The organism is Aerococcus mictus (genome assembly GCF_003286595.3).
GTDB lineage: Bacteria > Bacillota > Bacilli > Lactobacillales > Aerococcaceae > Aerococcus > Aerococcus mictus.
Window position 1 is genome coordinate 1785621 of the sequence record NZ_CP132985.1, and the last position, 12105, is coordinate 1797725.

General features: G+C 46.3%; 7 protein-coding genes. 1 reads left to right on the top strand and 6 read right to left on the bottom strand.

Features of this window, described 5'->3' with window-relative positions; all coding sequences use genetic code 11:
* Positions 1-76: 76 nt before the first annotated feature.
* Together rpoC and rpoB are read right to left on the bottom strand one after the other, a co-directional pair.
* The gene (rpoC, locus tag DBT49_RS08255) at positions 77-3757 is read right to left on the bottom strand and encodes a DNA-directed RNA polymerase subunit beta' (RefSeq protein ID WP_070558299.1); all 3681 of its coding nucleotides are present in this window, start codon (positions 3755-3757) and stop codon (positions 77-79) included.
* A gap of 372 nt (positions 3758-4129) precedes the next feature.
* Positions 4130-7726, bottom strand: a complete 3597-nt coding sequence (rpoB, locus tag DBT49_RS08260; protein ID WP_070558291.1) for a DNA-directed RNA polymerase subunit beta — start codon at positions 7724-7726, stop codon at positions 4130-4132.
* A 348-nt stretch (positions 7727-8074) separates the two neighbouring features.
* Between rpoB and msrA the strand changes: the two genes are divergently transcribed.
* Positions 8075-8590 carry a peptide-methionine (S)-S-oxide reductase MsrA gene (gene msrA, locus DBT49_RS08265; protein ID WP_101560578.1) on the top strand — a complete coding sequence of 172 codons (516 nt, stop codon included), beginning with the start codon at positions 8075-8077 and terminating at the stop codon, positions 8588-8590.
* A 318-nt stretch (positions 8591-8908) separates the two neighbouring features.
* Here the strand turns inward: msrA and DBT49_RS08270 are convergent, their stop codons facing one another.
* From DBT49_RS08270 to DBT49_RS08285, 4 genes are all read right to left on the bottom strand, one after another.
* On the bottom strand, positions 8909-9643 hold the full coding sequence (locus DBT49_RS08270; protein ID WP_070558287.1) for a glycerophosphodiester phosphodiesterase: 735 nt from the start codon (positions 9641-9643) through the stop codon (positions 8909-8911).
* 197 nt (positions 9644-9840) lie between these two features.
* Entirely contained in the window at positions 9841-11196 is a 1356-nt protein-coding gene (locus DBT49_RS08275) for a PFL family protein (protein ID WP_198434595.1), read from the bottom strand.
* A 14-nt stretch (positions 11197-11210) separates the two neighbouring features.
* Positions 11211-11474 (bottom strand): ACT domain-containing protein, encoded by a 264-nt coding sequence (locus DBT49_RS08280; protein ID WP_070558283.1) that lies wholly within the window; start codon positions 11472-11474, stop codon positions 11211-11213.
* Positions 11475-11600: 126 nt separating this feature from the next.
* Positions 11601-12044 carry a hypothetical protein gene (locus DBT49_RS08285; protein ID WP_070558282.1) on the bottom strand — a complete coding sequence of 148 codons (444 nt, stop codon included), beginning with the start codon at positions 12042-12044 and terminating at the stop codon, positions 11601-11603.
* Positions 12045-12105 lie beyond the last annotated feature (61 nt).

A 12105-nucleotide genomic window follows, 5' to 3' on the forward strand; every position in this document is an offset into this window, starting at 1 on the left:
GGCCTTGGACAAAAAGAGAGGCGCATATCTTGTAGTCGGATATGCGCCTATCCTCTTTTAATGGTATCTACCTTAATTAAGGCATACCGCTATAGTTTTCGTCGATTGGTTTGGTAATTGTCGCAATTTCGGCTGGATTTTCGTTGTCAGATGGCTCATGGGCCGGCACTTCAACAACTTGTTCCACACCTAATTTTTCTGGTTCCATGTGACGGTAGCGACCGACACCAGTACCAGCAGGAATTATCTTACCAATAATGACGTTTTCTTTCAATCCAAGTAACTCGTCCCGTTTACCACTAATAGCAGCGTCAGTGAGGACCTTGGTGGTTTCTTGGAAGGAAGCAGCAGATAGGAAGGATTTAGTTTCCAAGGCTGCCTTGGTAATTCCTAGGAGGACTGGTTGACAGGTAGCTGGTTGTTGGCCAGTCTTAATGATTTCCTCATTGGCGTCTTCAAATTCACCAATATCCATTAAGTGCCCTGGCAACAAGTCAGAAGCGCCTGGGTCTAAGACTCTAACCTTACGCATCATTTGACGTAGGAGAACTTCCACGTGCTTGTCGTTAATGTCCACCCCTTGTTGACGGTAAACCCGTTGGATTTCCGCTAACATGTAGTTTTCTACGGTGAGGGAATTCGTGATCCGGAGCAATTCTTTGGGATCAATGGACCCTTCTGTTAATTGGGCACCACGTTCAATCAAGTCACCTTCGCTGACCTTCATACGGGCAGTGTAAGGCACCTTGTATTCCCGTTCGTCAGTTTCCCCTTTGACGGTAACAGTCTTGGTCCGGGTTTCTTCTTCAATATCAATGGCCACGACTTCCCCAGTCACTTCAGTAATCACCGCTTGCCCTTTCGGATGACGGGCTTCAACGATTTCTTGAACACGAGGTAAACCTTGGGTAATGTCATCCCCGGCAACCCCACCGGTATGGAAGGTACGCATGGTCAACTGGGTACCAGGTTCCCCAATGGATTGGGCAGCCACGATACCAACTGCTTCACCAACTTCGACTTCGCCATTGGTTGCTAGGTCAGAACCGTAGCAATACTTACATACCCCATGGCGGGTCCGGCAGGTAAAGGCAGAACGAATAGTAACGTGTTTGAGGCCAGCAGCTTCAATCTTAGCTGCGGTTTCTGGTGAAACCAGCTCATTATGGTGAGCGAGAACTTCACCGGTTTGTGGATCACGGACCGTTTTTTGGATGTAACGACCAGTCAGACGTTCAGCCAGGCTTTCGATCATTTCGTTACCTTCTTTAATGGCTGAAACGGTTAAGCCACGGTCGGTTCCACAATCATTTTCACGGATAATCACGTCTTGGGCCACGTCAACCAGACGACGGGTTAGGTAACCAGAGTCGGCCGTCTTCAAGGCGGTATCGGTCATCCCTTTACGTGCCCCGTGAGTGGAGATAAACATTTCTTGAACCGATAGCCCTTCACGGAAGTTAGAAGTAACTGGCAGTTCAATAATCTTACCACTTGGTCCCGCCATCAAACCACGCATCCCCGCTAATTGGGTAAAGTTGGAGATGTTACCACGCGCACCAGAGTCCATCATGATAAAGAATGGGTTATCTGGAGACAGACTGTGTTTCAATTCGTTTTCAATGTCGTTTTTGACATCATTCCACGTGTTAATGACTTGGTCATAGCGTTCGTCATCGGTAATTAAACCACGACGGTATTGCTTCATGATATTGTCAACGCGTTTATGCCCCTTGTCCACGTGTTGGTCCTTGGCATCTAAAACGGTAATATCAGCAATCCCAACGGTAATCCCTGACTTGGTGGAGTAGTAGTAACCAAGAGCCTTCAAGCGGTCTAAGAATTGGGAGGTTTCAGTAACCTTCAAGCGCTTGAAGATAGCGGCGATAATTTCTTCTAAGTAGCCCTTCTTAAATGGCGCCGTAGTCTCTAATTGAGCAATCGCTTTTTCGGTATCTTCCCCAGGATTGACGAAGAAACGATCAGCGGTTTGACCATTTAAGTTTTCTGATGTGGGCTCATTAATATAAGCAAAATCAGCCGGCATGATCTCATTAAAGAACAATTTACCAATAGAAGTAATCATTAATTGTTCTTTTTGTTGGTCGGTCCATGCATATTTAGGGAAGTGTTTCGGACTGATTACCACCCGAGTATGCAATTGAGCTGCCCCATTGGCATAAGCAATGTGGGCTTCGCTGAGTGAGGAAATCTTCATTCCTTCCCCAGTCATCCCAGCTTCTTCTTGGGTTAAGTAGTAGTTCCCTAAGACCATGTCTTGGGATGGGGTTACCACTGGTTGTCCATCTTTAGGGTTTAAGATGTGGGAAGCGGCCAACATTAAGATACGGGCTTCAGCTTGGGCTTCCTCACCTAAAGGCAAGTGGACCGCCATTTGGTCCCCGTCAAAGTCGGCGTTATAAGCTTCACAGGCTAAGGGGTGAAGACGGATGGCCTTTCCTTCAACCAAGACTGGTTCAAAGGCTTGGATCCCCAAACGGTGGAGGGTAGGTGCCCGGTTAAGCAGTACCGGGTGTTCACGCATGATCTCTCCGAGGGGTTCCCAAACAGCGTCATCCTTGCGTTCAATCATCCGTTTAGCATGTTTAGCATTGGTGGCAATTTCACGGTCCACCAATTCCCGAATCAAGAATGGTTTAAAGAGTTCTAGAGCCATTTCTTTAGGCAGACCACATTGGTAGAACTTCAAGTGTGGTCCAATGGCAATAACGGAACGTCCAGAATAGTCCACCCGTTTCCCTAAGAGGTTTTGACGGAAACGTCCTTGTTTCCCTTTCAACATATGGGAAAGGGACTTCAATGGGCGGTTCCCCGGTCCAGTCACAGGACGGCCGCGACGACCATTATCCACTAGGGCGTCAACGGCTTCTTGGAGCATCCGTTTTTCATTTTGAACAATAATATTTGGTGCATTGAGGTCTAATAAACGTTTTAGACGGTTATTCCGGTTAATCACCCGGCGGTAGAGGTCATTTAAGTCACTGGTTGCAAAACGGCCCCCATCCAGTTGCACCATGGGACGGAGTTCAGGTGGGATCACAGGGATCACATCAAGAACCATCCATTCCGGTTTATTGCCGGATTTTCTAAAGGCATCCATGATGTCTAAACGACGGATAGCCCGGGTCCGTTTTTGACCCTTGGCAGTCCGTAATTCTTCTTTTAATTCTGCACATTCACTATCAAGGTCTACGCGGCGTAGGAGTTCCTTAATGGCTTCAGCACCGATACCTGCTTGGAAACGGTCACCATATTCGGCCTTATACTCCCGGTATTCTCGTTCAGAAAGCAATTGCTTAGGAGCTAAAGGCGTGTCACCACCGTCAATGACCACGTGAGAAGCAAAATAAATCACTTCTTCTAAAGACCGTGGGCTCATATCTAAGATCAGGCCCATCCGACTTGGAATGCCTTTAAAGTACCAAATGTGGGTAACTGGTGAAGCTAATTCCAAGTGGCCCATCCGTTCACGACGGACTTTGGCCTTGGTTACTTCAACCCCACAACGGTCACAAACCACACCCGCATAGCGGATCCGTTTATACTTTCCACAAGCACATTCGTAGTCCTTGGTTGGCCCAAAAATACGTTCACAGAAAAGACCGTCTTTTTCTGGCTTTAGGGTACGGTAGTTGATTGTTTCCGGTTTCTTGACTTCACCATAGGACCAGGAACGGATCTTATCTGGTGAGGCTAAACCAATTTTTATACTTTCAAATTTATTTACATCGACCAAGAGGTCAACCTCCCTCATTAATCACTGAAACTGCTAAGAGCTAGAGCAAATTGACATTATCCTTTTGAGTTTTATTACACTCTCTAGTTGAGTTCGGACGCCAGACTTGAAGTTGCTTCAGAAAATACCAACGCTCAGTCTTACTGTGCTTATGGTATTTTCCTCCAGCAATTCAAGTCTCTGACGGCGTCCTCTCATCCTTTACAAACGTGTTCCAAGCGCAGAGCAAGCGTCCACTTCACTAAAGGTCGGCGAAGTCTCTTTGAGACTTCTTTCGCCCTTTAGCTCCAGTTGCTATAGCTGTAGGAAGCGTTAGCGACGTACAGATATAGTATGCGTAGCGGTCTTGCTCTCTGACGCGCTTGTCACACTCTATTCATTTGCTTGTTTTTTGGCGATGATTTCTTCGTCATTGCCTTCGCTTTGTTTTTCTTCTTGGTTCTTATCCTTGTCTTCATCTTCTTGTTCTTGGTTTTCTTTGTGATCACGACGGGTGACTTGGACTGGGTCTTCATCACGTAAGTCCAGTTCCTTATCGTTTTCATCGAGGACTTGGATATCTAAACCTAGGGATTGTAACTCTTTGACGAGCACGCGGAAGGATTCCGGCACACTTGGTTTAGGAATTGAGTCGCCTTTTACGATAGCTTCGTAGGTTTGCACCCGGCCAACCACGTCGTCTGATTTATAGGTAAGGATTTCTTGTAGGGTATAAGCCGCACCGTAAGCTTCCAGTGCCCAAACTTCCATTTCCCCGAAACGTTGTCCCCCAAATTGCGCTTTACCACCTAGTGGTTGTTGGGTAACTAGGGAGTAAGGTCCAATCGAACGCGCATGGAGCTTGTCATCAACCATGTGGGAGAGTTTCAAGTAGTACATAACCCCTACAGAAACGCGGTTATCAAAAGGTTCACCGGTCCGACCGTCGTAAAGCACGGTCTTAGCATCTTCAGCCATGCCGGCTTCTTTAACGGTTTCCCAAATGTCTTCATCTTGGGCCCCGTCAAATACAGGCGTTGCCACGTGGATACCTAAGTTCCGAGCAGCCATCCCTAAGTGAAGTTCTAACACCTGTCCGATATTCATCCGGGAAGGCACCCCTAATGGGTTCAAGCAGATATCGACTGGGGTACCATCTGGTAAGTAAGGCATGTCTTCTTCTGGTAAAACAATGGAGACAACCCCTTTGTTACCGTGACGACCAGCCATCTTATCCCCAACTTGAATCTTACGTTTTTGGATAATGTAAACCCGAACCATCATGGAAACACCAGGTTTGAGTTCGTCACCATTTTCCCGGTGGAAGACTTTAACGTCGTTAACGATACCGCCACCACCATGAGGTACCCGTAAGGAAGTATCACGGACTTCACGGGCTTTTTCACCAAAGATGGCATGGAGTAGGTGTTCTTCAGGACTGAGTTCAGTCACACCTTTAGGGGTTACCTTACCCACTAAGATGTCGCCATCAGTAACTTCAGCACCGATGCGGATAATCCCGTTTTCATCGAGGTTACGGAGGGCATCTTCACCCACATTAGGAATTTCCCGGGTGATTTCTTCTGGCCCTAATTTAGTGTCACGGGCTTCAGATTCCAATTCGTCAATATGGATTGAGGTGTAGACGTCTTCTTTTACCAAACGTTCGGAAAGAACAACCGCGTCTTCATAGTTATAACCATCCCAGGTCATGAAGGCGATGATTGGGTTTTGTCCGAGGGCTAATTCCCCACCTTCCATAGAAGGTCCGTTGGCGAGGATTTCGTCCTTATCAACTTGGTCACCCTTACGTACCAATGGGGTTTGGTTATAGCAGGAGCTGGCGTTAGACCGGTAGAATTTCACTAATTCATACTTATCTAAGGCGCCTTCTTCAGTCCGGACGCGGATTTCACGAGCGTCGACATAGTCCACCACACCGGCCCGCTTACAGGTCACTGCAGCCCCAGAGTCATGGGCAGCCTTATATTCCATCCCAGTCCCTACTAAAGGTGCATGAGGGTTTAAGAGCGGCACTGCTTGCCGTTGCATGTTGGCCCCCATCAAGGCCCGGTTGGAGTCATCGTTTTCCAAGAAAGGAATACATGCTGTTGCGACAGAAACCACCTGTTTAGGGGAAACGTCCATGTAGTCGACTTCTTCTGGAGAAACTTCAATATTTTCTTCAATCTTACGTGCCATAATGGTATCGGTAGCAAAAGAACCATCTTCATTTAAAGGTGTGTTCCCTTGAGCGATAACAAAACGGTCTTCTTCATCCGCCGTTAGGTAGTCAATCTTATCGGTAACCTTATGGGTATTCCAGTCTACCCGACGGTATGGGGTTTCAATGAAACCAAAGTCATTAATCTTAGCATAGGTTGCCAAGGAGTTAATCAGACCAATGTTAGGTCCTTCAGGGGTTTCAATTGGACACATCCGACCATAGTGAGAGTAGTGAACGTCACGCACTTCATAACCGGCACGGTCCCGGGTCAAACCACCGGGCCCCAAGGCAGAGAGACGACGTTTGTGCGTCAACTCAGAAAGTGGGTTGTTTTGGTCCATGAATTGGGACAATTGGGAGGACCCAAAGAATTCACGAATCGATGCAACCACTGGGCGGATATTAATCAATTGTTGGGGGGTAACTGTATCGATGTCTTGGATAGACATTCTCTCTCTTACCACTCGTTCCATCCGGCTTAAACCGATCCGAAGTTGGTTTTGTAATAATTCACCCACAGAGCGGATCCGACGGTTACCCAAGTGGTCGATATCGTCGGTAGTTCCTAGACCTTCATAGAGGTTTAAGAAGTAGTTCATCGCGGTTAAGACGTCAGCAACGGTTAGAGACTTGTAGTCGGAATTTTGCATAGCGTTACCGATCACATGAACCACACGTTCTGGGTCCTTAGGTGCCACAATCTTAATTAATTGGATGTCAACAGGATCAGTGATCACCGCATCATCATTTGGATAAACGGTCACTAAACCGAGACCATTATCTAACTTGTCGCTAATGTCATCTAAGACTTCACGGGTGAAAACTGTCCCTGCTTCCAGGACAATTTCACCAGTCTCATTGTCGACTAAGTTTTCTGCTAGGGTTTGTTTATATAGACGGGATTTTAAGTCTAATTTCTTATTGATCTTGTAGCGTCCGACAGCAGCCAAGTCATAACGACGTGGGTCGAAGAAACGCGTATTTAATAAGTTACGGGAGGATTCTGCGGTTTTTGGTTCACCAGGACGGAGGCGCTCATAAATATCTTTTAAGGCTTCTTCAGTCCGGGAGTCCGATGGGTTTTTGTGGACATCTTTTTCTAAGGTTAAACTCAGGGTTTCACTGTCACCAAAGAGTTCACGGATTTGGTCATCAGACCCAAAACCTAGAGCCCGCATTAACACAGTCATTTGTAGTTTACGGGTCCGGTCAATCCGTACATAGGAAATGTCTTTAGCATCGGTTTCCATTTCTAACCAGGCACCCCGGTTAGGAATCACGGTAGCTCCATAAGAAAGTTTCCCGTTTTTGTCTACTTTATCATTGTAGTAAACCCCTGGGGAACGGACCAATTGCGAAACAATAACTCGTTCAGAACCGTTAATAATGAAAGTTCCACTATCAGTCATCAATGGGAAGTCCCCAAAGAAAACTTCTTGGTCCTTAATTTCACCGGTTTCGCTATTGATTAAACGCAATTTAACATACATTGGCGCCGCATAGTTAGTGTCTTGTTGACGCGATTCAGACATATCATATTTAGGTTCTTGGAAGGAATAGTCCACGAACTCTAAGGCTAATTTGCCTCCGTGGTCTTCAATCGGTGAAATATCACTAAACATTTCCCGAATTCCCTTATCCAATAACCAACGATAAGATTCGGTTTGAATCTCAATCAAGTTTGGCAACTCGAGCACTTCATTGATGCGCGAGTAAGAACGCCGTACGCGGTGTTTGCCGTATTCAACATTATGTCCTGCCATGAATGAGTAGCCACCTCTCCAAAAAGTAAATCTTTTAGCCTGCAATTATTAAGAAACTATTAAGAAATGATTAAAATTAGATAAAATCGCTCCTTTTTACCCGTTTTTGGGCAAAAAAAAGACAAAAGACTCAAGGCCATGCCTACTTCTTTTGTTTTATCCCATCAAAGCCTACGGACAATATTTCGTACACTTCTTCTATTTAATAATCAATCATTATTTATGATACTAGCTATTTAATTCTTTGTCAAGAAGTTTTTTTAAAAGGATGATTCTTTAATGGCTTCTTAGCCAGAGCTTTTGTATAATAGTTTCAAAATAGAAAAGAGGAAGGATGTTATTATGGCTATAGAACGTGCAATCTTTGCGGGAGGCTGTTTCTGGTGCATGGTCCAACCCTTCGACCAATTGCCAGGAATTGAAGCGGTCGTTTCTGGTTATACAGGAGGACACATCGCTAACCCCAGCTATCAAGAAGTCAAAAGTGGTAAAACCGGCCACACGGAAGCGGTAGAGATCAGCTTCGATAACGCCATCATCACCTACGAAGAGTTACTGGAGATTTACTGGCAACAAACCGACCCTACCGACGCTATGGGCCAGTTTGAAGACCGGGGTTCATCATACCGTCCCGAGATCTTCTACTTATCTGAAGACCAACGCCAAGCCGCTGAAGCTTCCAAAGCAGCCCTAGCCGCTAGCGGGCGTTTCGATGACCCCATCGTCACCCAAATCACCCCCGCCGGCCCCTTCTACCCAGCAGAAGACTACCACCAAGACTTCTATAAGAAGAGCCCCGATAAATACCAAGCCGACGAAAGCGCCATCGCCCGCCACCAATTTATTGAAGACAAATGGAAATAAGAGAGTGCGACGGGTGCACCAAAGATCGATAACACTGGAGCTAAAGAGCAAAAATTCTTGAAAAGAATTTCTTGCACTTTAGTGAAGTGGAGAGCGATCTGCACCCGGAGCACGTTTGAAAAGAGTGCGACAGTCACAATAAAGGACGAAATCGCTGGAGAAAATTGGTATAAGCTCAGTGAAGCTGAGCGTTACCAGTTTTTGAAGTGGACGTTCGTCCTGTGACTGGAGCAGGTTTGAAGAGTATGTGACATTCATAAAATAAAACCAGCAGGATGTAGTGAACTCCTGCTGGTTTTTACTTTTTCACATAATCTGTTAATAACTGGCCAAAACGGGAGCACTTTCTAGGTAGTGACTATCATTGGTAATCACGCCCGCCAGGCCCCAGTCCTTAAATTTTCGGTAGGCCTTACGATCGTCGACCGTCCATGCATTAATCTTAACCCCGTGGTCATGCAAGTTGTTCACCGTCGTTGGGTCAAGCAGCTTATAGTCAGGATGGTAGTAGTCCACTCCCCTAGCAGCGCAATAGGTCCCTGGATTTTCTAGATAGTCTTCCTGTAAGAAGGCGCAAGCCAGATGAGGGGCTAGGGCCTTGACCTTAAGGATACTCTGGTGGTTAAAAGAAGAGATAATCACCCGGTCTTGCATCTGATAGTCTTCTACCAAGTCAACCACCGCTTCCACTAAGCCAGGATAAGGAAAAAGCCCCGTCTTTAATTCAATATTCAAGGTCAACTCCAAGGGCTGAGCCCAGGCTAATAGCTCACTTAAATGGGGAATACGAACTAAGTCAAGGTTAACGTTCTGAGGGTGGAGGCGGTCAAAGCGAAGGCCACGCAAGTCCGCGTATTTATAGTCTCGTAGCCAGCCCCTAGCATTGGCAGTCCGGTCTAAGCGCTCATCGTGGCAAATCACCACCTGGCCATCCAGGGTCAATTGGACATCACATTCAATCCCATCCGCCCCAGCTTCATAAGCCTTAATAAAGGACAGCATGGTATTTTCCGGATAGCGGGCGCTATAGCCACGGTGGGCATATAATTTCATTTGTGTTTGGCATCTCCTTATCTTCCTGTTCCATTCATTAAAACTGGTCCCCCTACTCACATCACCCTTATTCTAACCAGCCTTTATTAAAGCAGGGTAAATTTGAAGTAAAGTTAAAATGAACTTTGTAAAGATAAGGTAAAAAAAGACTGGGCATGATTCCCAGTCTCTTGACTCATTAATTGATCGTTTACTGCTTAATTCTTCAAACCTTGAATTGGCGCAGGGATGTGGCCTCCGCGACGGATAAAGACTTCCGGCGAAGAGGTCTTCAATGGCATGATTGGTGCTGAACCAAAAAGTCCCCCAAATTCCAAGCAGTCCCCAGCTTGGTAACCAATGGCAGGGATTAAACGCACTGCAGTGGTCTTCCCATTAATCATCCCAATGGCGGCTTCATCGGCAATAATAGCCGCTAAGACTTCAGCTGTGGTTTCACCAGGCACGGCAATCATATCCAGCCCCACTGAGCAGACCGCAGTCATGGCGGTTAGGGTTTGGAGATCTAAGACACCAGCTTGGGCGCCGGCAATCATGCCTTCGTCTTCAGACACTGGGATAAAGGCCCCTGAGAGTCCCCCGACCCGTTCAGCTGCCATTAAACCACCCTTCTTGACCGCATCATTCAAGAGGGCCAGGGTGGCTACGGTTCCATGACCACCCACTGTTTCAAGTCCCATACTTTCTAAGATACGAGCTACCGAGTCACCCACCGCAGGGGTAGGGGCTAGGGAAATATCGACAATTCCAAAAGGAACACCCAGGGCTTTTGAGGCTTGGCTACCGATCAATTGCCCCATCCGGGTGACTTTGAAGGCGGTCTTTTTAATGGTCTCAGCCACTTGGTTAATTGGCGCGTCTTTAGGCAGACGCTCCAAGGCTTGACGGACGACCCCAGGCCCAGAAACCCCCACATTAATCTCACAATCCGCTTCCCCACTACCGTGGAAGGCTCCAGCCATAAAAGGATTATCCTCTACCGCATTACAAAAGACGACCAACTTGGTAGCCCCAACGCATTGCCGGTCTTGGGTGACTTCAGCGGCTTGGCGGATAGTTTCTCCCATTAAGGCCACGGCGTCTAAGTTAATCCCTGACCGGGTGGAACCGATATTGACCGAAGAACAGACATTATCGGTTTCACTTAAGGCTTGGGGGATGGATTCAATCAAGGCCCGGTCTCCCGCAGCAAACCCTTTTTGAACTAGGGCGGAATAGCCCCCAACGAGGTCAATGCCAATATCCTTAGTCACTTGGTCCAAACATTTGGCGTAACGCACGGGGTCTCCACCAGAAACAGCTACCAGATGGGCAATCGGAGTTACCGAAAGCCGTTTATTAATAATAGGAATCCCCAATTGCCGACTCAACTGCTCAGCTACCGGCACTAGGTCTTTGGCCTTTTGGCTAATTTTTTGTTTGATTTTCTCACAGGACCGCTCGATATCGGTGTCACAACAATCGAGTAAGGAGATCCCCATCGTGATGGTACGGACATCGAGATGGTCCTTGGCAATCATATTGACGGTTTCTAGAATATCATTAATTTCAATCACGAGTCTGCCTCCTATAAGCGATGCATGGCCTTAAAGATATCTTCGTGCATGACCGTAATCTGCATACCTGGTATTAAGTTTTCGACGCTTTCTTGGAAATCATCAAAAGCAACTTGCCCTTCATCGACTGTCACAAGCATGGTCATGGTGAAATAATTATCCATTACCGTTTGTGCGACATCCACAATATTCACCTGGTTCTGGGCACAGGCTGTACTTACCTTAGCCAAAATCCCAACTTGATCAATACCTACAACAGTAATTACCGCATTCATAAGCAGTAAACCTCCTTAATTTTTATGTTCCCTATCATAGCATAAGTTAAACTTTCTTAAAATATGAAAAAAGAAGTCAGAACGTTCAGTCCCGACTTCTCATCGAATGAAGGCTATTGCATTCGCTTATTCAAAGATGTCATCAACAGTGGCTTCACGATTAATCACAATATAAAGATTCCCATTATCTTTCACTTTAGAGCTCATGTAAACATTATCGACCTTATCGGTGGTAGAAGCCTTAAATGGGAAGTAGATTTCTGATTCCCGGCCGCTTGACCAACGGATGGTTAGGTATTCTAGGTCATTATTATTGACCACATTTTCAAACATACCGCCCATTAAGCCGCCTTGCACGATGCTATTGGATTGGAAAACGTCGGCATCGGGAAGGATTTCAATCTTGAAGGTCTTACATGGGTGGATTTCGACAATGTCGCCTTGGCCGTTAATCCGACCATAAGAGGTAGTAATCCGGCCAATCCAGATATCTCCTACATGCTCCATAGGGATTTCCCATACCCCACCATTATGAAAATGAAACTCTAAGGACTTCATTGCTTTTGTCATTCGAATAACTTCCTTTCTTAATAATTGCTTTTTCCTTTGTTAGTATCCAAAGTTAGTGATT

Coding starts and splice junctions, on each gene's coding strand:
- rpoB (WP_070558291.1), bottom strand. CDS start 7,726: ATGGCAGGACATAATGTTGAATACGGCAAACACCGCGTACGGCGTTCT.
- DBT49_RS08270 (WP_070558287.1), bottom strand. CDS start 9,643: ATGAAATTATATGCCCACCGTGGCTATAGCGCCCGCTATCCGGAAAAT.
- DBT49_RS08280 (WP_070558283.1), bottom strand. CDS start 11,474: ATGAATGCGGTAATTACTGTTGTAGGTATTGATCAAGTTGGGATTTTG.
- DBT49_RS08285 (WP_070558282.1), bottom strand. CDS start 12,044: ATGACAAAAGCAATGAAGTCCTTAGAGTTTCATTTTCATAATGGTGGG.